Origin of the sequence: Sphingopyxis sp. DBS4 (genome assembly GCF_024628865.1) — a bacterium.
Classification (GTDB): Bacteria; Pseudomonadota; Alphaproteobacteria; order Sphingomonadales; family Sphingomonadaceae; genus Sphingopyxis.
In genome coordinates this window covers 2285468-2311367 of the sequence record NZ_CP102384.1, presented here as the reverse complement: position 1 = coordinate 2311367, position 25900 = coordinate 2285468, and the positions used below count along the sequence as shown (strand labels likewise).

Annotated in this window: 24 protein-coding genes; 11 read left to right on the top strand and 13 right to left on the bottom strand. The window is 65.5% G+C overall.

From position 1 onward, the window contains the following. Positions 1 to 42 precede the first annotated feature (42 nt). The 5 genes from NP825_RS10995 to NP825_RS10975 all read left to right on the top strand — a co-directional run bounded on the left by NP825_RS10995 (position 43) and on the right by NP825_RS10975 (position 4502). Positions 43 to 438, top strand: coding sequence for a cytochrome c-type biogenesis protein (locus NP825_RS10995; protein ID WP_257543313.1), 396 nt, complete (start codon positions 43 to 45; stop codon positions 436 to 438). Beyond that, the gene (locus NP825_RS10990) at positions 435 to 1085 is read left to right on the top strand and encodes a tetratricopeptide repeat protein (protein ID WP_257543312.1); all 651 of its coding nucleotides are present in this window, start codon (positions 435 to 437) and stop codon (positions 1083 to 1085) included. The genes NP825_RS10995 and NP825_RS10990 overlap by 4 nt, the downstream gene beginning before the upstream one ends. Before the next feature lie 56 nt (positions 1086 to 1141). After that, positions 1142 to 3100, top strand: coding sequence for a potassium transporter Kup (locus NP825_RS10985; protein WP_257543311.1), 1959 nt, complete (start codon positions 1142 to 1144; stop codon positions 3098 to 3100). Between the two features lie 101 nt (positions 3101 to 3201). Further along, positions 3202 to 4023: a hypothetical protein gene (locus NP825_RS10980; protein ID WP_257543310.1), complete on the top strand. Its 822-nt coding sequence runs from the start codon at positions 3202 to 3204 to the stop codon at positions 4021 to 4023. Beyond that, the gene (locus NP825_RS10975) at positions 4023 to 4502 is read left to right on the top strand and encodes an AHH domain-containing protein (protein ID WP_257543309.1); all 480 of its coding nucleotides are present in this window, start codon (positions 4023 to 4025) and stop codon (positions 4500 to 4502) included. Before NP825_RS10980 ends, NP825_RS10975 begins: the two co-directional genes overlap by 1 nt. Here NP825_RS10975 and NP825_RS10970 read toward each other — a convergent pair. From NP825_RS10970 to NP825_RS10940, 7 genes are all read right to left on the bottom strand, one after another. Further along, positions 4499 to 5470: a nitronate monooxygenase family protein gene (locus NP825_RS10970; protein ID WP_257543308.1), complete on the bottom strand. Its 972-nt coding sequence runs from the start codon at positions 5468 to 5470 to the stop codon at positions 4499 to 4501. The two genes, NP825_RS10975 and NP825_RS10970, sit on opposite strands and share 4 nt — an antisense overlap. A 136-nt stretch (positions 5471 to 5606) precedes the next feature. Then, entirely contained in the window at positions 5607 to 5804 is a 198-nt protein-coding gene (locus tag NP825_RS10965) for a hypothetical protein (RefSeq protein WP_257543307.1), read from the bottom strand. 25 nt (positions 5805 to 5829) lie between these two features. After that, complete coding sequence (locus NP825_RS10960) at positions 5830 to 5979, bottom strand: hypothetical protein (RefSeq protein WP_257543306.1); 150 nt, start codon at positions 5977 to 5979, stop codon at positions 5830 to 5832. A gap of 69 nt (positions 5980 to 6048) precedes the next feature. After that, positions 6049 to 6312: a translation initiation factor IF-1 gene (gene infA, locus NP825_RS10955; protein ID WP_136173950.1), complete on the bottom strand. Its 264-nt coding sequence runs from the start codon at positions 6310 to 6312 to the stop codon at positions 6049 to 6051. A 3-nt stretch (positions 6313 to 6315) separates the two neighbouring features. After that, positions 6316 to 6522, bottom strand: a complete 207-nt coding sequence (locus tag NP825_RS10950) for a cold-shock protein (protein ID WP_257543305.1) — start codon at positions 6520 to 6522, stop codon at positions 6316 to 6318. 192 nt (positions 6523 to 6714) lie between these two features. Further along, positions 6715 to 7356 carry a hypothetical protein gene (locus NP825_RS10945; RefSeq protein ID WP_257543304.1) on the bottom strand — a complete coding sequence of 214 codons (642 nt, stop codon included), beginning with the start codon at positions 7354 to 7356 and terminating at the stop codon, positions 6715 to 6717. A gap of 23 nt (positions 7357 to 7379) precedes the next feature. Continuing rightward, positions 7380 to 8420: a hypothetical protein gene (locus tag NP825_RS10940; protein WP_257543303.1), complete on the bottom strand. Its 1041-nt coding sequence runs from the start codon at positions 8418 to 8420 to the stop codon at positions 7380 to 7382. A 760-nt stretch (positions 8421 to 9180) separates the two neighbouring features. Between NP825_RS10940 and NP825_RS10935 the strand changes: the two genes are divergently transcribed. After that, the gene (locus NP825_RS10935) at positions 9181 to 10296 is read left to right on the top strand and encodes a DUF262 domain-containing protein (protein WP_257543302.1); all 1116 of its coding nucleotides are present in this window, start codon (positions 9181 to 9183) and stop codon (positions 10294 to 10296) included. Positions 10297 to 10334: 38 nt separating this feature from the next. On the opposite strand, the gene leuA is transcribed toward NP825_RS10935, so the two are convergent. From leuA to NP825_RS10910, 5 genes are all read right to left on the bottom strand, one after another. Further along, positions 10335 to 11999 carry a 2-isopropylmalate synthase gene (leuA, locus tag NP825_RS10930; protein ID WP_257551378.1) on the bottom strand — a complete coding sequence of 555 codons (1665 nt, stop codon included), beginning with the start codon at positions 11997 to 11999 and terminating at the stop codon, positions 10335 to 10337. A 307-nt stretch (positions 12000 to 12306) separates the two neighbouring features. After that, positions 12307 to 12945, bottom strand: a complete 639-nt coding sequence (locus NP825_RS10925; RefSeq protein ID WP_257543301.1) for a YceI family protein — start codon at positions 12943 to 12945, stop codon at positions 12307 to 12309. Positions 12946 to 13000: 55 nt separating this feature from the next. Continuing rightward, a complete protein-coding gene (locus tag NP825_RS10920; RefSeq protein ID WP_257543300.1) occupies positions 13001 to 13435 on the bottom strand; it encodes a hypothetical protein in 435 nt (144 codons plus the stop codon). A 201-nt stretch (positions 13436 to 13636) separates the two neighbouring features. Next, complete coding sequence (locus tag NP825_RS10915) at positions 13637 to 14899, bottom strand: adenosylmethionine--8-amino-7-oxononanoate transaminase (protein ID WP_257543299.1); 1263 nt, start codon at positions 14897 to 14899, stop codon at positions 13637 to 13639. Positions 14900 to 15043: 144 nt separating this feature from the next. Then, a complete protein-coding gene (locus NP825_RS10910; protein ID WP_257543298.1) occupies positions 15044 to 17314 on the bottom strand; it encodes a TonB-dependent receptor in 2271 nt (756 codons plus the stop codon). Positions 17315 to 17446: 132 nt separating this feature from the next. Between NP825_RS10910 and NP825_RS10905 the strand changes: the two genes are divergently transcribed. Beyond that, positions 17447 to 18292, top strand: coding sequence for an SGNH/GDSL hydrolase family protein (locus NP825_RS10905; protein WP_257543297.1), 846 nt, complete (start codon positions 17447 to 17449; stop codon positions 18290 to 18292). On the opposite strand, the gene NP825_RS10900 is transcribed toward NP825_RS10905, so the two are convergent. Beyond that, on the bottom strand, positions 18287 to 19183 hold the full coding sequence (locus NP825_RS10900) for a sugar phosphate isomerase/epimerase (RefSeq protein ID WP_257543295.1): 897 nt from the start codon (positions 19181 to 19183) through the stop codon (positions 18287 to 18289). The two genes, NP825_RS10905 and NP825_RS10900, sit on opposite strands and share 6 nt — an antisense overlap. An 81-nt stretch (positions 19184 to 19264) precedes the next feature. On the opposite strand from NP825_RS10900, the gene NP825_RS10895 reads away from it, so the two are divergent. The 4 genes from NP825_RS10895 to NP825_RS10880 are packed head-to-tail and all read left to right on the top strand — an operon-like array spanning position 19265 to position 25862. Then, positions 19265 to 19897, top strand: coding sequence for a TetR/AcrR family transcriptional regulator (locus NP825_RS10895; protein ID WP_257543293.1), 633 nt, complete (start codon positions 19265 to 19267; stop codon positions 19895 to 19897). A gap of 24 nt (positions 19898 to 19921) precedes the next feature. Further along, positions 19922 to 22159, top strand: a complete 2238-nt coding sequence (locus NP825_RS10890; RefSeq protein WP_257543291.1) for a glycoside hydrolase family 3 protein — start codon at positions 19922 to 19924, stop codon at positions 22157 to 22159. A 3-nt stretch (positions 22160 to 22162) separates the two neighbouring features. Continuing rightward, entirely contained in the window at positions 22163 to 23716 is a 1554-nt protein-coding gene (locus tag NP825_RS10885; RefSeq protein ID WP_257543288.1) for a carboxylesterase/lipase family protein, read from the top strand. A 22-nt stretch (positions 23717 to 23738) separates the two neighbouring features. Then, on the top strand, positions 23739 to 25862 hold the full coding sequence (locus NP825_RS10880; RefSeq protein WP_257543286.1) for a beta-N-acetylhexosaminidase: 2124 nt from the start codon (positions 23739 to 23741) through the stop codon (positions 25860 to 25862). Positions 25863 to 25900 lie beyond the last annotated feature (38 nt).

Here is a 25900-nt window from a genome sequence, read left to right as displayed (position 1 = left end):
GGCGCGTGGGCTTTTTTGCTCGCGGTTCTGTCTCTCGGGTCGATGCCGTCATCCACCGCACAGGACCGCCTGCCGCCCGCACCCTATGCCTATCAGCAGCTTCGCGATCCCGCGCAGGAAGCGAAGGCCAAGGAACTGATGGAGACGCTGCGTTGCCTCGTCTGTCAGGGACAGTCGATCGCCGACAGCGACGCGCCGCTCGCAGGCGACATGCGGCACGAGGTGCGCACCAAGATCGCGGCGGGCGAGAGCCCCGATGCGATCCGCAAGTGGCTCGTCGCGCGCTATGGCAATTGGGTGAGCTATGACCCGCCCTTCGATGCGGCGACGGCGCTGCTGTGGCTTGGGCCGCTGCTGTTCCTTGCGCTCGGCGGCTGGCTCGCCTTCGGGCGTTTCCGGCGCGGCGACATCGGCAGCGAAGGGGAGAGCGAGGCATGATCTGGCTGCTCATCCTGATCGCGGCGGCGCTGACCGTCGGAGGCATCTTCTGGCTCGGTCGGCTGCCTGTTGCGGCGCGTCCGCTCGCCGGCGCGGCGGTGATGCTGGGGCTGACCGGCTATGCTTTGCAGGGCAGCCCCGCGCTGCCCGGCCATCCGGTTGCCAAGGCGACCGAGCCCGAGGGTTTCGGCGAAGCGATCACTGACCGGCAGCAGGGGATGGCCAACCGCTTCGGCCCGGCAGCGCAATGGATCGGCATGTCCGACGGCTTCATGCGCACCGGCAAGACCGAGCTCGCGGCCCAGACGCTTGAAAAAGGGCTCGATCGCTATCCGGACAATGTCGACCTATGGGTAGGGCTCGGCAATGCGCTCGTCGCGCATGGCGGCGGGGTGATGTCGCCCGCGGCGGCACTGGCGTTCGACGAGGCGGCGAAGCGCGATCCGAGCCATCCCGCGCCGCCCTTTTTCGCGGGGCTCGCGATGGCGCAGAGCGGCGACCTGAAGGGTGCCGAGGCCGTGTGGAACCAGCTTTTGCAGCGCTCCCCCGCCGACGCGCCGTGGCGTCCCGATCTGGAGATGCGGCTGGCGCAGCTTCGGCAGGCGATGGGGGCCGGTCTGCCGCCCGAGTCGCCGGCCGGGCCCTGAGGCGCGTCCCGATTTGGAACCTATTATCCTTCCGCGGGCTCGTTTAAAGGGCCGCCATGACTGCTGAGTCGCAACGGGCGGAAAGCGGCGCGGGACGCGTGACGACAACTGCCGAAACGGCCCATTACGGCCACGGACATCATAGCGATGGGAAGCTGAAGCTTGCCGTCGGCGCGGTCGGCGTGGTGTTCGGCGACATCGGGACGAGTCCGCTCTATGCGTTCCGCGAAACTTTCGCCGGTCATCATTCGATCGAGGCCGACCGGCTGCACATATATGGCGTGCTGAGCCTCGTCTTCTGGTCGATGATGCTCGTTGTGACCTTCAAATATGTGCTGACGATCATGAAGGCGGACAACAAGGGCGAGGGGGGCAGCCTGGCGCTGCTGGCGCTGATCAGCCGCTCGTCGGAGGGCAAGCGCTGGACCTGGCCGATCGTGCTGCTCGGCGTGTTCGCGACCGCGCTCTTCTATGGCGACTCGATGATCACCCCGGCGATGTCGGTGCTGTCGGCGACCGAGGGTCTGCAATATGTGAGCCGCGGGTTCGAACCCTATATCGTGCCGATCGCGCTCGCGATCCTGATCGGGCTGTTCGCGATCCAGTCGCGCGGAACCGCGAAGGTCGGGGCGCTGTTCGGGCCGATCATGCTCTGTTACTTCCTGATGCTCGCGATCCTGGGGGTGACGCATATCGTGGACCATCCGTCGATCGTGATGCACACGCTCAACCCGATCAATGCGCTGCGCTTCTTCTGGCTCGACGGTTTCACCGCCTTCGTCGCCCTCGGCGCGGTGGTGCTCGCGGTGACGGGGGCGGAGGCGCTCTATGCCGACATGGGGCATTTCGGGCGCGCGCCGATCGGCCTGTCGTGGCTCTGCTTCGTGCTTCCCGCGCTGATGCTCAATTATATGGGGCAGGGCGCGATGGTGCTCGCGGGCGAGGTCGCGCCGACCGCGCAGCTCATCCAGGATCCCTTCTTCCTGATGATGCCCGATGCGTGGAAAGTGCCGGTGGTGCTGCTGGCGATGCTGGCGACGATCATCGCCAGCCAGGCGGTGATCTCGGGCGCCTTTTCGCTCACCCAGCAGGCGATCCAGCTCGGCTTCATGCCGCGGCTGCGCGTCGACCACACCAGCGCCTCGGCGCAGGGGCAGATCTATATCCCCGTGGTCAACTGGGGGCTGATGGTGATGGTCATCCTGCTCGTCCTCTTCTTCGGATCGTCGAGCAATCTTGCCGCGGCCTATGGCATTGCGGTGACGGGGGCGATGTTCATCGACACCTGCCTGATGAGCGTCGTGCTGTTCGTGCTGTGGCGCTGGCCGGCCTGGAAGGCGATTCCGATCCTCGCCGTCTTCTTCATCGTCGACATCGCCTATCTCGGCGCCAATCTGATCAAGGTGCCCGACGGCGGCTGGGTGCCGCTGGCGATCGGCCTCACCATCTTCACCATGCTGACGACCTGGTCGCGCGGGCGCAAGCTGATGCAGCAGGAAATGGCCGAGGGCGCGATGCCGATCCCGATCTTCGTCAAGTCGGCGGCGAACAGCGCGACGCGGGTGCCGGGGACCGCGGTGTTCATGACCTCCTCGTCCGACGGGGTGCCCCACGCGCTGCTTCACAACCTCAAGCACAACAAGGTGCTGCACGAACGCATCATCTTGCTGACGATCAAGATCGCCGACGTGCCCTTCGTGCAGGAGGAGCGGCTCTGCCAGCTCGACGACCTGGGGCAGGGGTTCCACCGGCTGGTGCTGAATTACGGCTTCATGCAGCCGGTCGATGTCCCCGAGGCGCTGAAGCGCGTCACCGGCTGCGGCGGCGAGTTCAAGATGCTCGAGACGAGCTTCTTCCTGTCGCGCCAGACGCTGATCGCCGCGAGCAAGCCCGGCATGCCGATCTGGCGCGAGAAATTGTTCGCCTGGATGCTGCGCAACTCGGAAAGCGCGATGGAATATTTCCGCCTGCCGACGAACCGCGTGGTCGAACTGGGGAGCCAGGTCGCGATCTGACGTTCGCCGGGTTAACTTACCGCAATGTCAGAATAAGCGTTTGAACATTCGGACAAGTCTTGCGATGCAGGATCGATCCCTCGGGCAGGGCGACCAGCGACATGCGGACGGAGAGCAGCAACAGGCCGATCATGCCGGTGGTGCCGGAACCCTTTGCGCTGATCGTCGGGAGAATGGGCGACGGCGGCGAAGCCGGATTCATGGGTGCGCTCCGCCGCATGGGGCTTCGTCCCGAAACCGTGACGACGAAGGATATGCGGGCCGAAGCGCCGCTGGTTCGCGTGCGGTTCGGATCGACCTCGGCGCTGATCGGGCGTGCGTCGGCCGACACGCTCGATCTTGCCGATCCGTTGCACCCGGCGACCAGCCAGCTCGCACCGCGCTTGGACGAGACATGGCGCGATGTGGGGCGTGTGTGGGCGGTGATTCCCGAGGCGGAAGGAAGCCTCGATACCGCCGGGGATATGGCGGTGCGCTTGCGCGAATTCTTCAAGGCGATGGTGCTGCTGATCGACTTGTTCGACGCGAGCCATATTTTCTGGACCCCGGCGCGGCTGTGGACCGACGCGCCCCAATTTCGCGATGCGATCGCCGAGATGCTGGCGAGCGGGATGCCGCCGGTGCTGCATCTCGTCGCCTTTCGCCGCAGCGATGCACCAGGCGGCGGGGCGATCGTCCGAACCCGGGGACTGGCGCTGTTCGGCGGGCAGGAGATCGAGGGGCGGATTCCCGTGGGCTGGACGGTTGCCGAAATGGTCCGGCGGCTGGCACGGCTGGCGCTCGACATCCTGTTGAACGGCCCGGTCGCCGCGCCGCGGCGGCTCCGCGGGCTCGACCCCGGCGAGTGGGTGTCGCTGACTCCGGTGGCGGATGAAGCGGATGGGAGCGGCACTGTCCGCGTGGAATTCGGCAGCGACCTTTGATGGCGGGGCGCTGGTGGCAAGGTGCTCCGCCGCCCCGCGCCGGTTTCCAGCGCCACCATCTGATCCCGGTCGGTCTGTTGCGGTGGCCGCAAATGGCCGCGATGTTCGATCAGCTGCGCGCCGATGGCTTTGCGCTGCACCGCTTCGACCGCAACGGGTTGATGTTGCCGGCGTGCGAGAGCGCGGCACTGTCGTCGGGCCACGCGCTCCATCGCGGACCGCACCGCGATTACAACGATGTGCTGGCGGCGCGGGTCGAGCGGATTCGCGCCCATTTCGCGCTGCAGGCGCCCGCTGATCTTGGCGCCGCCCGGCGGACCGCGACGATGCGGTTGCGCCTGTTGCAGGACGTGATGCGGCGCGCGCTGACCGACCGGCACGGCGGCGCCTTCTGGCTCAACCGCCGCGACCCGATGCGGCTGTTCGCCGACCGTCCCTATCTGGACGACGCGATCGGCCGGCTGTTCGGCGAAGGCTAGAGGCGGACTTTCGCCTCCAGCTCGCGGCGCGCGGCGATATATTGCGCTTCGAGTTCGGCGACGAAGTCGGCGACCGGGCGCACGCCGCGGATCGCGCCGATGCCCTGGCCCGATCCCCAGATGTCCTTCCACGCCTTCGCCTTGGTGTTGCCGCCCGAACCGAAATTCATCGTCTTGAGGTCGCCTTCGGGCAGCGCGTCGGGGTCCATTCCCGCCGCGACGATCGACTGGCGGAGATAATTGCCGTGAACGCCGGTGAAGAGGTTCGAATAGACGATGTCGGCGGCGCGCCCCTCGACGATGCCGTTCTTGTAGCCGTCCTCGGCATTGGCTTCGGCGGTCGCGATGAAGGCGCTGCCGATATAGGCGAGGTCGGCGCCGCACGCCTGCGCGGCGAGGATCGAGCGGCCGTGGCCGATCGCCCCCGACAGCGCGACGGGGCCGTCGAACCATTCGCGGATTTCCTGGATCAGCGCGAAAGGCGACTGGCGGCCGGCATGACCGCCGGCGCCCGCCGCGACCGGGATCAGACCATCGGCGCCCTTTTCGACCGCCTTGCGGGCAAAACGATCGTCGATGACGTCGTGCAGCGTGATGCCGCCCCAGCCATGGACCGCCTGGTTGAGTTCCTCTCGCGCCCCGAGCGATGTGATGGTGATCGGCACCTTCCACTTCTCGCAGGTCGCGATGTCGGCTTCGAGCCGGTCGTTCGATTTATGGACGATCTGGTTGACCGCGAAGGGGGCCGAGAGGCGATCGGGGTTGGCGCGGTCCCACGCCGCGAGCTCCTCGGTGATCTGGTGCAGCCATTCGTCGAGCAGCGACTGCGGGCGGGCGTTGAGGGCGGGAAAACTGCCGACCACCCCGGCCTTGCACTGGGCGATGACGAGTTCGGGCCCCGAAACGATGAACAGAGGCGAGCCGATGACGGGCAGGCGCAGACGGTCGAAGATCGGGGGAAGGGCCATGAATCAGTCTCTCCGGTTGCGGTTTGAAACTGACCTTAACGTAAACGGAAGGTCGCGCAAGAGAGGATGGCATAGCGATAATGCCAGGGCCGGGTAGGCCGGGACGGGAGTCGGCGGCCGATGTTCCCTGCAGGGCTCAGCCCCGGGCCGCGGCGGCCGCGTGCCGGTCTTTTTCGGCGCGTAGCCGTTCGGCATCGAGCAGCTTGTCGGCCATCGCCTGCCACGCCGCCGCGGCGCGCAGATTGCGGTCGCGGACCTGGGTCAGCGGCGAGGCTTCGGCCTCCGCCGAGCATTTTTCGGCCTGGGCGAGATAGAAATCGATGGTGGCCGACACGGCGGCGCCTCCTTTCAGCTTTGGGTCAGTCGACCATATCGGCGATGATACGCCGAAGCTCGCGGCGCGACAGCGTCGGGCGGCGGCGGCGCGGCAGGATTGCCGTCTGCGCCTTTCCGGCCAGCGACAGCGCGGGCAGAGCGGGGAAAATCGAATTGTTGTTGAACATAGTCATCATCTTTATCTTTAAACTTCAGTGTTTTGGTTGTTGGAAGCCGGCACGGTTTCGCACCGGCTCCTTCGGTCAGAGCCCGCGCCGCTTGCGCTGGCTGGGGGGGACCGGCCCGCCCCCGCGTTCGCGGTAGACGAGGCGGCCCTTGGTCAGGTCATAGGGCGTCATTTCGACGCGGACGGCATCGCCGACGACCGACCGGATGCGGAAACGCCGCATCCGGCCGGCGGTATAGACGATCACGCGGTGCCCGTTTTCGAGCACGACGCCGAAGCGTCCGTCGGGCAGGATCTCGTCGATCTGCCCTTCGAAGGTCATCAATTCCTCTTTGGCCAAGGATCAGGCCGACTGGAGGTTGATCGCCGAGGTCTTGCCGTTGCGGCCGGTTTCGAGATCGTAGGAGACGCGCTGATCCTTGTTCAGCGTGGTCATCCCGGCGCTCTGGACGGCGGTGATATGGACGAAATTGTCGCCCGAGCCGTCCTCGTTCTCGATGAAGCCATAGCCCTTGTCCTGGCTGAAAAATTTGACGGTGCCGATCGGCATGATGGTTTTCCTTTCACGGAAATGGAGAATCCCCCGGCAAAAGGCACCGGCGGAGCTGGTAGCGTGTGAAGGGAAGATAGTGCCCCGAAAGGGCCCGTAAATTTCCGTCGCAGGCGACGATAGCGGGGCCTATATGAGGGATAAGGGCTGAAAAGTCAAGGTTTGGAGCCGTCAGCCACTCGCTTCCCGGTTTCAGGGAGGGCCCGTCGGGCGACTTCGGCGCTCCGCCGATCGGTTGACCCACCACCAGATACCGCGCCCGACCACCATGACGATCGCTATCACAAAGAGAAGCGCGATGGCGGTCATTTGCCAGTTGCGCCAGCGTTCAGGCAGAGCCGCCGTTGGAGCCCAGACGAAGAAGGTGAAGGGCATGATGACGAAGAGGAAGATTGCAGTCTGCCACCACGGGACTGCAAATCCGCGGGCGAGCTTTTCGCTGCGGGAGAGTGCGCGCACCGGGGGATTGCGATCGAGCCGGGACCACAGCTTTGCAATGAATCTCGCGCGCGCCAGCCGCTGGACGACCGCGACGACGAACCAGCCAACAAGCGATCCGATCGCCAGCAAGCCGAACAACGGTGTGAGCGCGATGCCCAGCATGCCGAAGAGAGGAAAGCCGATGACGGCTATCCAGACCGATCGCGAAAAGCGGCGTGTATGGCGATGTGACATCAACTCGAACTCGACGAGCATCGCAACAGCTTCGTCCTCGCTGACCATCCGTCCTTCACCGCCCGGTGCGCGCGAATAGACGAGCCCCGCCGGATCATGGCGAAAACGTAAGAGGAAAGCGGACCTTTCCTGGTCAATCGTGTTGTTACGGGCGGCCATGGTCCGACTTTAAGCGCGGGACTTTAATAACTTGCCAAGGCCGCGCAGGCGCCGGCTGCCTTGCGCGGGTTCGCCCTTTCCGGCGCGGGATCGTTGGCGGGATCGGGGAGGCCGAAGAAGGCGCGGCGGGCGGCTTCGCCGGCGCGGCGCAAGGGGGCATGGGCCTCGGCGACGGCGGCTTCCCAGGCGTCCTCCTCGTCGGGGTCGAGCGAGCGCTCATAATCCTCGTCGCCGAACCGGCCTTCCTCGATGCCGAGATAGTCGTCGGGGGGCGGGAAATTGGTGCGCAGGTCGCCGGTGACATCGTCGTGCCAGACGGTCATCGCCGCAGCCGCCTCCTCGGGGGTCGGCCCCTCTTCGTCGGCGCCTTCGGGTTCGCCGCCGGGATCGGCGGAAAACCGCGCAACTTCATTCGCGATTGCGGTGCCCTGCCACAGCGCGGCGAGCGGGTTGGCGCGATTGTCGCGGCCCGCGAGCCAGAGCGCCAGCGCGGCGGCCATGCCCTCGGTCGGGCCAGCCGCGGGTGCGGCTTCGGCGCCGGCGTTGGGTTCGCTGTCGGGCGCCGCTGCGGCCGATGCGGCGGCGGTGCGCGCGGCCTCGGCGGCATCGAAGAGCGAGAGGAAGCCCGGCCAGTCGCCGGCGATGACCTGCGCCAGCATCTCTTCGCCCGCCCGCGCGCGGGTTTCGACCATCTTGTCGAGCCGCGCGAGCATCGCGAGGCCGAGGCGGCTGTCGATGCGGCGGCGTTTAGTGAGGCTGCGGTCCTCCTCGCGCATCACGGTGGTCATCTCGTCATGCCCCCAGATCGCGCGGTCGAGCAATTCGTCGACGAGCCGCCCGCGCGCGATCAGCACCGCCGCCGCGCAGCCGAGCCGGAACGCCGCGCCCTCGGGCCGCTGCTTGAGCTGATAGACGGCGGACGGCGACATGCAGACCTTCGCCGCGGAGATCTTCACCGAGCCGTTGGTGGCGAAGGCCTCCAGAAACGCGCGCTGGAGCAAGGGCGTCCAGTGATAGCTGGACGGGGCGGGGATATCGGCGGGGTTGTAGGGGGATTCGTCCATCGGTTCGTCCTTTTGGTCAGGTGAAACTGATCGAATGAACCATATGGGTGAATTGTAGGAAAGGCGTTAAAGTGCAGGGCGCTTCTAGGGCTATCTCCACAATGAAATTTTCTATCGTGAACATTCGACGCGCGATGCTAAATGGACATCGGGAATTGAGGGGAATCGATCTTTTGTGACTCTGGAGACTTTGAAAGACGCCGTTCGGAATATTGGGAAGCGCTTTCCAGATCGCGAAGAGCGTGCACGTCGATTATTTATAACTGAACGAGCAGCATCCCTGCACAAGAGGGAGGATGTCGAATTCTCGATAAAAACTGATATATCGAGATTCTTGGACATTCCGTACTCTTCTGTTAGCTTCTGTGGGTCAGGACAACTCGGCTTTAGCGTTCATAAGAATAAGCTGTTTGAGCCAGGGGTTTCCGATTTGGATGCCGCGTGCATCGATCCATACCTCTTTCAACGCGCGTGGATGGATGTCATCACGACAACCCGTGCGTTTAGCGACCTCACCAAATTCGGGACGGCAGGTTCAGGTCGGGTCGACCTTCTTCGGGATCAGATCGTACGAAGAGGGATGATAAGGGTCGATGCGATGCCTCTTTCCGACCTATCTAGGAAGTGGAGCACATTCCAGGGCGAGTTGAGCAGAAAGCATACAGCGCTCTACAGGAACGTTACGATTGCAATTTATATAAATGAGTATGCGTTTTGCTGGAAGCAAGATAGCGCACTCAATACCCTGATGAGGTAAGAGATGCAGAACGAATTGAAATATACTGTTAGGTCTAGAGAGATCGTTGATTTGGCGGCAGCGATGAAGAATGCTTCTTTGACACTGTCTCCGTACTTCCAAAGAAATTTGGTTTGGCGAGATGCTCATCGGAGAGACTTCATCGACACCATCTTAAAGGGGTATCCGTTTCCTCAGATATTCCTGGCTCGCGGACCGATTGACGTCGAGAACATGACGGCGAGTCAAGCCGTCGTAGATGGTCAGCAGAGGTTGAATGCTATCCGCGATTTTATCGATGGGAAGCTTGATGTAGGTGGCAAGTTATTTAAAGAATTAGACCCTAAGAAAAAAGAAGAGTTTCTAAAATACGAGGTTGCAGTTATTGACTTTGATCTTGATGCCGGTGATGAGCGATTGAAAGATGTTTTTCATCGTTTGAATAGAACTTACTACGCTCTTTCCGCTATTGAAAAACTTGCTTCTGAATATTCTGCATCAGAGTTTCTTCTGGTTGCCCGTGCTCTGGCAGGGGAAATCCTTAAAGACGTGCCGGCGATTGAAGAGTTGGAGGGTGTTGTCAACGTTGACGCGGCCAATCCAATTGCCGAGAACGTTTTTAGCCGCGATCCTGGGATTGATGATGCGACATGGGCATGGATCGTACAACAGGCAGAAGGACCATTTTCCAATTTAATAAGACGAAATCCGGTATTCACACCGTTCGAGTTTGATCGAAAGGTGCCTCTCATGTTCGTGCTGAACGTCATGAGCACTTATCTCACTGGATACTACAATAGGAATGATAGGGTTCGGATGTTTTTAGAAGACAGATCGGACAATTTTCCGGAAAAAGAAGAGATTTTGAAACAGGTTAATGAAACTGCTGAATATATAGACGAAATGAATTTCGCTGAAAATTCGATTTGGTGGAACAAGGCAAATTTCTTTTCTATTGTAGCGGAATTAGGCCGAGTGCCCGCACTCCGCGCTCAATCGCCGCAGGTCTCCGCTGACAAGCTCAATGCTTTTGCGGCAAACCTGTCTAGCGACTACGCGTTGGCCGCACGCGAGGCAGTGAACGGAAAAGCTCAGCGCGAATTTAGAGGGCTGAAAGTGCGAGAAGCGCTAGAGGGATAGAGAACTGCTGACGGCTGGATCACGGTTTTGCGCCAACGTCATCCCTCAGCCCCGTTCGCCGCCGACAAAATCGCCCGCACACTCGCCGTCGCCACGTCCGTATCCAGTCCGCAGCCGAACAGGCTTTTCCCGTCCGCCGTGCGGCATTCGACATAGGCTGCGGCCTGCACGTTGCTGCCCTGGCCGATCGCGTGCTCGCTATAGTCGACGATGTCGAGCAGCGGGCCGCCGCTCTCGGCGAGGGCGGCGACGACGCTCGACATCAGGCCGTTGCCGCGGCCGCTGACGCTGCGTTCGGTGCCGTCGATGGTGAGCTTGCCGGCGAAGATGCGGTCGGCGCCGCTATGCGTTTCGGCCCAGTCGACGAGTTGGAAGCGCTTGGCTTCGCTGGCGAGATAGGTGCGCTCGAACGCCTGCCAGATGTCGTCGGCGCCGAGTTCGCGGCTCGTTTCGTCGGCGACAGCCTGGACGACGTGGCTGAAGCTCGCCTGCATTTTCTTGGGCAGTTTCAGGCCCTTGTCCTGTTCGAGCACCCACGCGACGCCGCCCTTGCCCGACTGGCTGTTGACGCGGATCACCGCTTCGTAGCTGCGGCCTAAATCGGCGGGGTCGATCGGGAGGTAGGGGACTTCCCATTTTTCGTCATTCTGGCGTTCGCGCGCGGCGAAGCCTTTCTTGATCGCGTCCTGATGGCTGCCCGAGAAAGCGGTGTAGACCAGCTCGCCGCCATAGGGGTGGCGTGGGTGGACGGGCAAATTGTTGCAATATTCGACCGTCTGGATGACCTCGTCGATGTTCGAGAAGTCGAGTTCGGGGTCGACGCCCTGCGTGTACATGTTGAGCGCGACGGTGACGAGGCAGGTGTTGCCGGTGCGCTCGCCATTGCCGAACAGGCAGCCCTCGACGCGGTCGGCGCCCGCGAGCAGGCCGAGTTCGGCCGCCGCGACGCCGGTGCCGCGGTCGTTGTGGGTGTGCAAGGATATGATCGCGCGGTCGCGGTTCGGCAGGTTCTTGCCGAAATATTCGATCTGGTCGGCGTAGATGTTCGGCGTCGCCGCCTCGACCGTCGCGGGCAGGTTGAGGATGATCGGGTTTTCGGCGGTCGGCTGGAGGATGTCCATCACCGCTTCGCAGCAGGCGATGCTGAAATCGAGCTCGGCGGTCGAGAAGGTTTCGGGGCTGTATTCGAAGCGCCAGTTCGTTTGCGGGAGGCGCGCGGCATTGTCGCGGAGCTGCTTCGCGCCCTCGATCGCGATCGCCTTGATCTCGTCCATCTCCATGCCGAAGACGATCTTGCGCCACGCGGGGCTGACCGCGTTGTAGACGTGGACGATCGCGGTCTTTGCGCCCGCGAGGCTGTCGAAGCTGGTGCGGATCAGGTCGGCGCGGCTCTGCGTCAGCACCTGCGGCGTGACGTCGTCGGGGATGCGGCCCGAGCGGACGAGGTTCTGGATATAGTCGAAATCGGTCGCGCCGCTGGCGGGGAAGCCGACCTCGATCTCCTTGAACCCGCTCTTGACGAGCAGGTCGAAGAAGCGGGTCTTCTTTTCGGCGTCCATCGGGTCGATCAGCGACTGGTTGCCGTCGCGCAGGTCGGTGGAGAGCCAGATCGGCGCGCTCGTGGTGACGCGGGAGGGCCATTCGCGGTTCGTCAGCGGAACCTGCGGGAAGGCCGAATATTTGACCGAGGGGTCGCGGAGCATGGTCATGGAAAAACTTCTTCTGCTGTCGGTTGCTATGCTGTGTCGATCGGACCCTTGAGCGGGTGGCCGCGACTAGCGCGCAGCCAGTGTCACGCCCAAGGGCGTGTAAGTCGCAGAAGAAGAAGGGCGTTGCCGCGCATGGCCGACCCCATGATGCAAAATGCCCTGCGATGCAAGGGGGAGGTGCGGAAATTTCGTGGGATGGGTGCGACATCCACCCTCATCATTCCCGCGAAAGCGGGAACCCAGATGCACCGTTCGCTCGCTGGGTTCCCGCTTGCGCGGGAATGACGAGAGGTTTGTGGCCTTATTGTTTCTCGAATGCCGCGTGGATTTCGAGTTCGACTTCGTCGCCGACCATCGGGACGCCGAAGCCGAGGCCGAAGTCGCTGCGGCGGATCGTCGCTTCGGCTTCGAAGCCGACGGTCTGCTTGCCGCCCATCGCGCCGGCGCCGTGGAAATCGACGTCGAGCGTCACCGGGCGGGTGATGCCGTTGAGGGTGAGGTCGCCGGTGACCTTTGCCTCGTCGCCGTCGTCATCGAGGACGACGCGGGTCGAGACGAAGCGGGCGTCGGCGGGGGCGGGGCCGAAGAAATCGGGCTTGGCGCCGTCCTTGCCGGGGCGGAGCAGGTGGGCGGTGAGGCCCGCGCTCGCGGTGGTGACCTTGGCGATCGGGATCGTCACGTCGACCTTGGCCGCCGCGGGCTTGGCGGGATCGAGGACGAGCGTGCCGGTGACGTCGCCGAAAATGCCGGTGTAGTTGCTGAAGCCGAGGTGATCGAGTTTCCAGACGACCATCGTGTGGTTGGGATCGGCGGCATAGGTGCCCGCGGTGACGCGGCTCCGGTCTGGGGCGCCGGGCGCGCTCGCGGGCGGCTGGGCGATGACGGCGGGCACCGCGATCGCGGCGAGCAGGATAGCGGCGAGGGGAGCGAAGCGGCGCATGGGGGAACCTCCTGTCTTGGGGGAGGCGCAGGCTAGGCGAATGACAGGGGCAGCGTCAATTCTGTGCGGCGGCGGCGCCGTTTTTCGCGGCGCCCATCGCGCGGCGTTCGGCGAACCATTGGCGGAGCGCGGCGGCGGTGCAGCCGGTGTAGCCGTAGCTGCCGACTGGCGAGCAACTGTTCGGGCGGCTCGCCGCGGCGGCCCCGTAGCTATTGCCCTCGACCGCCGAAGCCCAGGAGCCGCCGCCGACCGAAGTATCCTCTTCCTTGTGGCGCAGCGCCTTGGGGACGCGATAGCGGTCGGATTCGGGCTGCTGCGCGCAGACGACGATCTCGTCCTCCTTCGGTTCGGGGCAGGGTTCGTTGCCATAGGTATAGAGAACCGACACGCGTTCGGGAGGAGAGCCGGTCTGGGCCAGATCCTCGTCCTGCGCGTGCGCCGGCGCGGCGAGAGCGAGGAGGAGAAGCCAAAACGGGGTGGGTCTTTTCATCGCGTGCATTCCCTGACGACCATCCCCTGCGGGCCGGTATAGGCCGCGAAGATGAACCTCAGCCGAATTGGGGGCATCGGTAGACATTCCCGCTTCGTCATTCCGGGCTTGACCCGGAATCCCGCTTTTTCGGTGCTTGGCATATCCGGGTAGCGGGACCCCGGATCAAGTCCGGGGTGACGAAAGAAAATGGGGGCAGCGCTATCGGAGATCGTCGAGCGATGTCGCGATCGCCCCCCACACCTGCGCCAGTTCATCGGGCACGATGCCATAGGGGGGCATGACGTAGACGGTGTTGCCGAGCGGGCGGAGGAGGACGCCGCGGTCGCGGTAATGGGCGATCAGGCGGGGAGCGAGGGCCGAGAGATAGCCCGAATCGGGAGCGACGATGTCGAAGGCGGCGATGGTGCCGAGGCGGCGGGGACTGGCGACGCGCGGGTCGGAGGCGAGCATGCCGAGGTGCGCGGCCTGCGCGTCGGCGAGGGCGTCGATGCGTTGCTGGACCGGCTCGTCGCGCCAGATGTCGAGATTGGCGACCGCGGCGGCGCAGGCGATCGGGTTTGCGGTGTAGCTGCTCGAATGATAGAAGGTCTTCGCGCGGTCGGTCGAGAGATGCGCGGCGAAGATCGGCTCGCTGCACAAGGTCACCGCGAGCGGGATCGCGCCGCCGGTCAGCCCCTTCGACAGGCAGACGATATCGGGGATCACCCCCGCCTGATCGCAGGCGAAGCGCGTGCCGGTGCGGCCCCAGCCGGTCATCACCTCGTCGGCGATGAAGAGGACGCCGTGGCGCGCGCAGATCGCGCGCATTTCGGCGAGCACCCACGCGGGATAGATCAGCATGCCCCCGGCGCCGAGGATCAAGGGTTCGACGATGAAGGCGGCGGGTTTCTGTGCACAAGCGGCTTCGAGCGCATCGAAGGCCGCCTGCTCCTGCCCCTCGTGCGGGAAGGGGATGGTGCCGACGTCGAACAGCAAGGGCTGCCACGCGCGGTTGTAGACGCCGCGCTCGCCGACCGACATCGCGCCGATCGTGTCGCCGTGATAGCTGTGCTCCATCACCAGGATGCGGCTGCGGTCCTCGCCGATGTTGAACCAATAGCCGAGCGCCATCTTGAGCGCGACCTCGACGCTGGTCGAGCCCGAGTCCGAAAAGAAGACGCGGGTGAGCGGATCGGGGGTGATGCGGATCAGTTCGGCGGCGAGGGTTTCGGCGGGTTCGTGGGTCCAGCCCGCGAAGATGAGCTGGTCGAGCTTTTCCGACTGGTCGCGGATCGCGGCCATGATGCGCGGGTGGGCGTGGCCATGGGTAGTGACCCACCAGCTCGAGATGGCGTCGATCCAGTATCGGCCGTCGGTGCCGTAGAGCCGCGCGCCCTCGCCGCGGGCGATCAGCGGGATCGGCTCGCCGAGGCCGTGCTGGGTGAAAGGGTGCCAGATGGGGGACGGGTGGGTTAGCGTCATCGTCTGCGTTCGTCCTTCCCGCGAAAGACGAACCCAGTGGCAGCCTTGCCGGACGAATGCCACCCCATGGCAGGATTTTATCGTTCGTCATCCCGGCGAAGGCCGGGATGACGATTCAAGAGAGGCGAATGAGTTGATCGAACCCTAGATGCGGAAGCTCAGCGTGCCGCCGATGGTTCTGAACGCTTCGGGCATGACGATCTTGGAATAGCCGTCGGGATTGATCACGCCCGCGGCATAGGGCGCGTAGAAGCGCTTATCGAGCAGGTTGCGCGCATAGAGGCCGACCCGCCAGCTGCCGTCCGCCGCGCCGAATCCGATGGTGCCGTTGAGCAGGCCATAGGAGGGGATTTCGGCTTTCGGATCGCCGATCACGGCCTGGGTCTTCGTGCGCCACGCCCAATTGACCGCGGCGTCGATCGCCATGTCGCCGCCGATCGCCTGCTTGTAATCCGCGCGCAGGATATACGACCATTTCGGCGCGTTGGGCAGGCGGAAACCGCGATAATTGGCGACGGTCGTCGTCGTGCCGGGAAGGACGTAGCAGCCCTCGCCGACCACCGGCGACATCGGCTGGCCCGGATAGCATTGCCCGTCATAGTCGCGGAACGTCGCGTCATTATATGATCCGCTGGCCGAGAGGCGCAGCGCCGGGGTCACGCGAAACCCCGTTTCGACCTCGATGCCGCGCGCGCGCAGCAGCCCGGCGTTCGACAGATAGAAGGCCGGCGGGGTGATCGTGATGTCGAAGGTCTGGGCCTGGAAATTGCGATAGTTCGACCAATAGGCGGCGATGTTGAAAGTGCCTTTCCCGTCGAGAAAGCTGCTCTTGAGGCCGATTTCCCAGCTCTTCACCGTTTCGGGGCGGACCTCGCGAATGATGCCCGCCGTGCCGTCGATCGCCGGGCCCTTGAAGCCCGTCGACCAGGTTGCATAGAGCATCAGGTCGCGGCTGGGTTCGAACTGCACGCCGACCTTGCCCGACACATTGTCGGCCTTCACCGTGCCGTCATAATCGGGCAGGGTGCTGAGCGCGTAGGCCGGGAAGGGCAGCTTCGACACGACGAGCGTCCCGTGGTTCCGGTCGTTGGTGTAGCGTAGTCCGCCGATCAGCTTGACGGCGTCGGTCAGCGCGAAAGTGACATTGCCGAAGGCGGCGAGACTGCGCACCTTGTTCGTCGCGTCGCGGCGGCCGCCGCCGACCACGACAGGCACCCCGAACAGGCCGTAATAATTGCCATATTGGGTCGCGTAGCCGCCGTTCTCGGTCTGGTAATAATAGAGGCCGAGCACATATTCGAGGCGCTGGCCGCCGGGCGAGGTGAGGCGAAGCTCCTGCGTGAACTGGTGGCTGTCGACGCCGCCGTCGCTGTTGTTGAAGACGTTCGCGGGCGAGGCGTCGATGTCGGAGAGCTGGAGCGTCTTGAGCTTGCGGTAGGCGGTGATCGAGGTCAGCGTGTGATCGCCGATGCCGGCGTTGATCTCGAGCGAACCCGCGTAGAGCGAAGTGTCCGCGGTCCAGTCGCCATCCATATAGCTTTTATAGACGTTCGGACCCGGCTTTTCGGCAAAGCCGGCAAATTGCGAATTGAACAGGGCGCTGGTTCCGAGCGACTGGATGATCTGGCCGTCGCGCGCGAACGCGGTCTGATATTCGCCCGACAGGAGGAAGGAGAGATTGTCCGACGGTTCCCAGAGCAGCTTGGCGCGGATGCCGTTGTTGCGGCGGTCGCCCACCGCGCGCCCCGGCGTCAGCACATAGGGAATCGCGCCGTCCTGTCCGTTGCTGTACCCCGACAGGCGCAGGGCGATCGTCTGGCCGAGCGGAATATTGGCGCTGGCCTGCACGACGCGGTCGTTCCGCTCGCCATATTTGAGATCGAGCGAAAAGGAGGCGTCGTCCATGCGCGGCTTTTTCGTGACGACCTGGATCACCCCGGCGCTCGAATTCTTACCGAACAGCGTACCCTGCGGGCCGCGCAGCACTTCGATGCGTTCGATGTCGGCAAAGCCGGTCGAGCCGGGGTCGCGCGACAGGCCGATGACGACCCCGTCGATCACCAGGCCGACGGTCTGTTCGACGCCGCTGTCATAGGTCTGGGTGCCGACGCCGCGGATCTGGTAGCCGCCGCCGTTCGACACGGGATTGGTCGCGGAGAAGGTGATGTTCGGGGCGAGATACTGGATGTCGCTGACTTCCTTCAGTCCCGACTGCGCCAGGCTTTCCCCCGAAACCGCGGTCACCGACAGCGGGACGTCCTGCAATCGCTCCTCGCGCCGCGTCGCGGTGACGATGATCTCGTCGCCGGTGGGCGCCGCGCCGGGCTTCGCGTCCTGCGCCCATAAAGGTGTCGCAGGCAGCGCGACCGCCGCAACCGAAGCGAGCCAAATGCGCCGCGCGCCAAATCGAACCATGATAACCTCCCCAACAAGGCGCTCGCGGCGCCGATGCCGCTTGATAGGCCTGTAAGATAAAAGCAGTCAAGACCGCTTGTAAGTTGTTGCCCGGATGATAGGATGATGCGGTGATATGGGGAGGAATGTTTCATGAAATCTTTTGTTTTCATGCCGTTGGTTCTGGCTTCGACCCCGCTTGCGGCCGCGGGGCCCGTGCCTGCGGTCGGCGTCCTGGCCGATCCGTGCGCGGCCTTGCCGCCGATGCCCGCGATCGTCGCCGATTATCTGGCGCGTGCGCAGGCCGCGCTCGCGGCGGGCGAGCCGCTGCCGCCGCGTTCGGAGGAGGGCATGGCTATCTATACGAAATGGCAGCAGGATTTGCTGCTCGCCGACTTTGCGGGCGAGTGCCGTTACGCCGCCGCGAATCGCGATCTGCCGCCCGCGACCCCGAACCGGACCGTCTTCCTCGGCGATTCGATCACCGAATTATGGCTGCGCGAACAGCCGGACTTCTTCACCGGCGACCGCATCGATCGCGGGATCAGCGGCCAGACGACCACCCAGATGCTCGCGCGCTTTCGCGCCGATGTGATCGATCTGAAGCCGCGCGTCGTCCATATCATGGCGGGCACCAACGACATTGCCGGGAACGGCGGGCCGACGTCGCTCGACCGGATCGAGGCGAATATCCGCACGATGATCGACCTGGCCGAAGCGCACGGGATCGAGGTCGTGCTGGGCTCGGTGCTGCCCGCGCGGCGTTTCGACTGGCGGCCCGACATCGCGCCGGTCGAAGCGATTACGGCGCTGAACGAACGGCTTCGGGCGCTCGCCACGGAAAAGAAGCTGGTCTTCGCCGACTATCATGCCGCGCTCGATGACGGCGGGCAGGGGCTGGCAAAAGCGCATTCCGAAGACGGCGTTCACCCGAACGCCGCCGGCTATGCCGTCATGCGCCCGGTCGCCGAGCGCGCGCTGGCGTCGGCGGCGTCATAGGCGGCCGAGGTGGCGATAGGCCGAACCGATGGCGGCGATCACCCGGTCCGCCGGCGTCTCCTCTTCCTCGATGAAGGCATAGCGAACGCCCGCTGCGGTCATCGCCCGCACCACGGCCGCGAAGTCGACGACGCCTTCGCCGATCGGCGCGGTCGGCGGAATGCGGTCGACGGCCGGCTCGATCGGGCCGCGCCAATCCTTGAGATGCGCGAGGCTCGCGCGGCGGCCGAGGCGTTGGAGATAGGGGAGCGGATCGACTCCAGCAGCAATGGTGTTGCCGACGTCGAGCTCGAAATCGACGAACGCGGGGTCGCAGCGTTCGATCATGTCGTCGAACGCATAGCGTCCGTCGAAGCGCAGGAAGTCGAGGCCGTGGGTGTGGTAGGCGAAGCGCATTCCGGCGCTCTGGACCTTGCCGCCGATGGCGTTGAAGCGGTCGGCGGTGCGCAGGAAGTCATCGCGCGTCAGCGCGGCGATCGCGTCGCGAAAAGGGTTGTCGGACTTGCCGACCAGCGCCCGGTAGGCCGGAACGAGCGGCACCGGCGCGACGGCATAATCCATGCCGATCCCGGCGCATTGCGCGATCAGCCGGTCGATCTCCGCATCGTCCATGTCGGCGCGCAGCGCATGGGCGCCGACCGCGACGAGGCCATTGTCGGCCAGCGTCCTGCGAATGGCGGCGGCGTCCCGGTCGTAGAAGCCCGCGAATTCGACATGGCGGACGCCGGTTTCGGCAATGGCGGCCAGCGTGGCCTCGAAATCCTTCGCGAGCAGCTCGCGCGCCATGTAGAGCTGGACCCCGATGACCGGCCTGGGCGAAGCCGCAACGACGCCCCGGGGAAGCATCGCGGCGGCCGCGGCGGCGGCAAGAAAGTGACGGCGTTCGATCATCGCGTGCTCCTTTATGCTTGTCATGATCCTATGGCGCACATATGTTACGGTCAATACTGCTTGTAAGTGTGGAGTGGATGGATGGCCGAGAAAGTGCGCCGACGGACACAGGCGGAAAGAAGCGCAGGCACGCGGGACGCGTTGCTGACGGCGGCGATCGATGCGCTGCACGCGCATGGCTATGCGGCGGCGTCGACGATGCTGGTCGCCGAAAAGGCGGGTGTCAGCCGGGGGGCGATGCTCCACCAGTTTCCGACCAAGGCCGATTTGATGACCTTTGTGGTCGAGGCGGTCTTCGAGCAGGAAGTGCGGCACTATCGCGACTATCTGAAAGACATCGACGATCCGCAGCAGCGGCTGCTCGCCTATCCCGACATGGCGTGGGAGGTTCTGAGCCGGCCGTCGGGCGTCGCGGTGCTTGAGATATTGCAGGGTTCGCGCAGCGACCCCCAGCTTTGCGAGAAGCTTGCGCCGGTCCAGGCGCGGATCGAACGCGAAGCGCTGGATTTCACGCACCTTGCCGCACCGGGGGATGCGCGCGGCGCGATGGCGCTGATGCGGCTCGTCGTCTGGGCCATTCGCGGCCTGTCGGTCGCGCAGGTTCTGGCCCCCGCACCGGGCAGCATCCGCGATTCGGTGAAGGTGCTCAAGCGATTGATGGAGGCGGGCCTCCAGACCGGCGTCCTGTCGGTAGAGCCGGAAAAAACCACATAACAGGAGAGGGAAATGGGACGCGCCATGTCCACCGCCATCATGGCGGTTGCCACGATTATTGCCACGCCGGTGACGGCCAAACAGGCGGACGGAATGACCAAGCAGCAGGAAAAAGCGGCGGACGATCGCGCCGTGGCGATCGTCGATGCGATGACGCTCGACGAGCAGATGTCGCTGACCAAATCGGTGTCGGGCGGCAGCCTGCTCGACCTCGGCATTCCGCTGCCGCCCTTCATTCCCGAAGCGATGCGGCAGCCGAAGCCCGAGGGCGCGATCGGCACCGCCGGTTTCGTGCCCGCGGTCGAGCGTGTCGGCTTCCCGGCGCTCCATCTCGGCGATGCGAGCCTGGGGGTTGCCGATATCGGCTATCTGCGTCCCGGGCAGGAATCGACGGCGCTGCCCGCGACGCTGTCGCTCGCGGCGACCTTCGATCCCGCGATGGCGCGCGAGGCGGGGCGGCTGATCGGCGCCGAAGCCTTTGCAAAGGGCATCAACGTGATGCTCGCCGGCGGCGTCAATCTGGCGCGCGAACTGCGGAACGGGCGCAACTTCGAATATCTTGGCGAGGATCCGCTGCTCGCGGGAGTGCTCGTCGGCGAACAGATCGCCGGGATACAGGACCGCCACGTCGCCTCGACGATCAAGCATTTCACGCTGAACCCGCAGGAGAGCGGGCGCTTCGTCTATGATGCGCGGATCGACGAAGCGGCGCTGCGCGAATCCGATCTGCTGGCCTTCGAGATCGGCATCAAGCGCGGCCGGCCCGCATCGGTCATGTGCGCCTATAACAAGGTGGGCGGCACCTATGCGTGCGAGAATGCCCATCTGATGCGCGATGTGCTGAAGGGCGACTGGGCCTATCCGGGCTGGGTCATGTCCGACTGGGGCGCTGTGCACAGCCTTGCGCCGTCGATCGCGGCGGGGCTCGACCAGCAGTCGCCGCAGGACAAGGATTATTTCGCGGACCTCCCCGCCGCCGTGAAAGCGGGTCAGGTCGAAGCGGCGCGGGTGCGCGACATGGCGCTGCGCATCGTCCGCTCGATGGCGCGGGTCGGGGCGCTCGATCATCGCGCGGTGCCCGGCGGCGCGATCGACCGCGAAGCGCATAGCGCGCGGGCGCAGGCGATGGCCGAGGCGGGGATGGTCCTGCTCAAGAACGACGGCATCCTTCCGCTCGCGGCGACGGCGAAATCGATCGTCGTCATCGGCCGCCACGCCGACAAGGGCGTGCCGATCGGCGGCGGATCGTCGCAGGTCATCCCGTGGGGCGGCGTCTATCGCGACGCGCCCGGCGCCAATCCGCTGTCGGCGCTGCTCGCGCCGAGCTATGGGCTCTCCTCGCCGCTGAAGGCGCTCGAGGCCGCGTTGCCGGGCACTCCGATCAGCTTCGACGACGGCAGCGACGCGGCGCGCGCGGCCGAAGCGGCGAAGAAGGCCGAGCTGGTCGTCATCTATGCGGTCAAGCCCGAGATGGAGGGTATCGACCACGCCGATTTCTCGCTCCCCGATGGACAGGATGCGATGATCGATGCCGTCGCCACCGCCAATCCCCGGACGGTCGTTGTTCTTCAGACGGGCAATCCGGTTGCCATGCCGTGGCTGGACAAGGTCGGCGGGGTGCTCGAAGCCTGGTTCTCGGGCCAGCGCGGCGGCGAAGCGATGGCGGCGATCCTGACCGGGAAAAGCGCGCCGCAGGGACGGCTGCCGATCAGCTTTCCGGCCAGCGCCGAGCAGCTTCCGCACAAGACGGTCGTCGGTTACGATCCGGCAAAGCAGCGGCCGCTGGGGATCGGGGTTCAATATGATCCCTTCCCGATCGACTATGTCGAGGGGAGCGACATCGGCTATCGCTGGTTCGAGCGAACCGGCGCGAAGCCGCTCTTTCCCTTTGGTTACGGGCTGACCTACACCAGTTTCGATTATGGCGGCCTTGAGTCTCGCGGCGGCAAGGCGCTGAGTGTCACGGCGCGTATCACCAATACAGGGACGCGCGAAGGGACCGAGGTCGCGCAGCTCTATGTCGCGGCGCCGGGTCGTACGCATCGATTGGCGGGCTGGGCAAAGGTCAGCCTCAAGCCCGGCGAAAGCCGCGTCGTGACGATCGACGCCGATCCCTGGCTGCTTCTGTCCTATGACGCCGCCGCCGGGCGTTGGACGCGGCCGCAGGGCGACTATCGCTTCTTCGTCGGCAAATCGGCGGGCGAGCCGATGCTGACCGGCAGCGCGGTCCTGACCGCCGCCGCCGAAGACCGGGCGCGCTGACCCGTGCGGCGCCTGTCGATCGCGGCCTTGCTGTTCGCGGCAACCGCGCAGCCCGTCACGGCGCAGGAGGTTGCGACCGCCGAAGGCCGGGTAAGCGGCGCGGCGGAGGAGGGCGCCGAGGTCTTCAAGGGGGTGCCGTTTGCCGCGCCGCCGGTCGGCGACCTGCGCTGGCGGCCGCCACAGCCCGTGGCCCCCTGGCAAGGCGTGCGCGCGGCGACGCGGTTCGGGCATGACTGTATGCGACCGGCGGCCGATCCGGCGTTCGAGCCCTCGGAAGACTGCCTTTATCTGAACGTCTGGCGTCCGGCCGGCGCGGTGACCGGAAAGCGGCCGGTGATCGTCTGGATCCATGGCGGTGCCTTCGTGTCGGGGTCGAATGTTCCGGCCGAGGCCTCGGGCGCTGCCTTCGCGCGCGACGGCGTGGTCTTCGTCGCGCCGAATTACCGGCTGGGGCGCTTCGGCTTTTTCGCGCACCCGGCGCTGTCCGCCGAACGGCCCGATGAGCCGAAGGGCAATTACGGCTATCTCGACCAGATCGCGGCGCTGCAATGGGTGCAGCGCAATATTGCCGCGTTCGGCGGCGACCCGGACAATGTGACGATCATGGGGGCATCGGCGGGCGGCGAGTCGGTGCTCGCGTTGGCGGCCTCCCCGCTCGCGCAGGGCCTGTTCCGGCGGGTGATCGCGCAGTCGGGCGGCGGGCGCACCCAATTGCTCGGCGCGCAGATGCTGTCGGCGGACAGCGAGGCGCATCCTTCGGCCGAGAAGATCGGGGTTGCCTTCGCGGCGAGCGTCGGCATCGCGGGCGATGACGCGGCGGCGCTCGAACGGCTGCGCGCGCTGCCCGCCGAAAAGATCGCGGGCAATCTGACCGCGCTCGGCATGGTGTTCCTGGGCGAGCGGAGCCGCTTTTCGGGGCCGATCGTCGATGGCCGTATCGTCACCGCACAGCCCGCCGAAGCACTGAAAGTCGCCCCGCCGCTGCCGGTGATCGTCGGATCGGACGAGGCCGACCTCGGCCTCAATCGCGCGACGTCGAAGGATGCGGCCTTTGCGGCGTTCGGGCCGCGTGCCGACGAAGCGCGCGCCGCCTATGATCCCGCCGGCACCGCGACGCTCGATGACATCAACGGCATGATCGGCCGCGACCGGACGATGATCGAGCCCGCGCGGCTCGTCGCGCGCACGGTCGCGGCGAACGGCAAGCCCGCCTGGCTGTTTCGCTTTTCCTACGTCGCCGAAGCGCAGCGCGGCAAGCCGACCAAGGGCGCCGAACATTCAAGCGAGGTCGTCTATACGTTCGACACGCTGGGCGCGCTGCTGGGCGACAAGGTGAGTGCGACCGATGCGGAGGTCGCGTCCACGATGCATCGTTATTGGGTGAATTTCGCCCGCACCGGCGACCCCAATGGCGCCGGCCTGCCGTCGTGGACGCCAGTTACCGCAGCCGCCGACCCGCTGCTGGACTTTCAGGCCGACGGGCGGGCGGTGGTCAAGGCCGATCCGTGGAAAGCGCGCCTCGATGTGACCGAGGCGCAGGCCGAAGCCGCGAACTGATCGAACAAAGGGGAATGCGGGGATGAGATATTTTGGAGCGCTGGCCGCCGCGCTGGTCGCCGTCCCCTGTCATGCGGCGCCCGCGCTGATGCCGCTGCCGGTGGCGGTGGTTCCGAACGGCACCGGGGTGCTGCGGGTGGAAGGGCCGCTGAAAGCCGAATGGCAGGGGTGCGGCGATGCGGCGGTGCTCGATCGCGCCGCCGCCCGGCTCGGCAGCGACGTGCTGCGGCAGACGGGGCTGATCCTCGATCCCGCGAAGCCGGTGCCGGTGCGCGCGACCTGCCGGTCGGCGCAGGACGGCGCCGATCGCGGCGAAGCCTATCGCCTGACCGTGGAGAGCGGGGGCGTCGTCATCGATGCCGACGGCCCCACCGGCGTGCTGCGCGCCTATGCGACCCTGCGGCAACTCGCGGGGCTTTCGCCCTCGGGCATCGCCATTGCGCATCAGTCGATCGCCGACGCGCCGCGCTTTGCCTGGCGCGGGGTGATGCTCGACCCCGCGCGGCATTTCCTGTCGGTTGCGACGATCAAGCGGCAGATCGACGCGATGGAGCGGCTGAAGTTCAATACGCTTCACCTCCACCTGTCGGACGATCAGGGTTTTCGCGTCGAAAGCCGGCGCTATCCGAGGCTCAACGCCGACGGTGAATTTTACCGGCAATCGGAGATTCGCGACCTCGTTGCCTATGCGGCCGATCGCGGTATCCGCATCGTTCCCGAATTCGACGTCCCCGGCCACAGCCGCGCATTCGTCACCGCCTATCCCGAGGTCGGCACCGTTTCGAAGACGATGTTCCTTGGCCAGCCCGAGGTCGCGCTCAACCCGGCATCGGAGGAAACCTACCGCTTTCTGGAACGCCTGTTCGGCGAGATGGCGCCGCTGTTTCCCGACCCGCATTTCCATATCGGCGGCGACGAGGTTTCCCGGACGGTCTGGGCCGATGCGGAGGATGTGAAGGCGCTGATGGCGCGCGAAAATCTGGCCGACAGCAAGGCGGTCGAGGCCTATTTCCTGCGCCGCGCGGCGGCTATCGTGCGCCGGCTCGGCAAGACGGTCATCGGATGGGAGGAAGTGTCGGACGCGGGACTCCCCAAGGACAGCATCGTCCAGGCCTGGCAGGCGTCGAACGCGATGGCGGACGCGACCGCGAAGGGGCAGCGGACGATCGTGTCGGCGGGCTATTACCTCAACCTGCTGATGCCCGCCGATTATCATTATGGCATCGATCCCGCGGCGACCGCCGCGGCCGGGCTGACGCCCGACCATGCCAAGGCGCTGCGCGGACTCTCTCCGCTGCTCGCGAATGTCGTCACTGACGCGCTGGTCGATTTTCCGCGCGCGCCGCTGTCGGCCGAGCAGGAAAAATGGCTGATCGGGGCCGAGGCGCCGCTGTGGGGCGAGATCGCGACCGACGAGCTGATCGACCATCATCTGTGGCCGCGCGCCGCCGCGCTGGCCGAGCGATTCTGGTCGCCGGCCAGCACGACCGATACCGCCGACATGTACCGGCGGCTCGCGGTCGTGTCGGCGCAGCTCACGGTCAGCGGGCTCGACGATCGGGCGACCCGGCAGCGGATCGCCGCCCGGATCGCGCCCGACGACGATGGCGCGGTGGCCGGTCTGCTGGCGATCACCGGGCCGGTCCGCAACATGGCGCACGATCATCGCATCAAGGCGATGCTCGCGGGCCAGCGTATCGTCCAGCCCTTGAACGCCCTTGCCGACGCGGCGCCCGTCGACAGCCTGGTCGCGCGGCGGTTTGCAGAGGAGGCGAAGCGCTATGTCGGCGGCGAGCGCGCGCTCGGTGCGCCGCTGCGCGCGCAGCTCAGCGATTGGCGGAATCTGGAAGCGCGCTTCACGGCGCTCGCGGCCGGCAACCCGATGCTGGAGCCGGCGCGTCCGACCGCCGCTTCGATCGCAGCGGCGGCGACGACGGGTCTCGAGGCGCTCGACGCGTTGGAGGCGGGGAAGCCGTTGCCCGCCGCGCAGGCGCAAAAGGCGAAGGACCTGCTGGCGCGACTGGAAGCGGAGGAAGCGGCCTCGTGGCGGCCGTTCGATTCCTTCCTGCGCCCGCAGCCCGCCGCCGACCTGATCGTGAAGATCGGGCCGGGGGTCAGCGCGCTGGTGGACGCCGCCGCCCGATAGCGGGGGCAGGCACCGGCGTCGCGCCGGTGCCTGCCCCC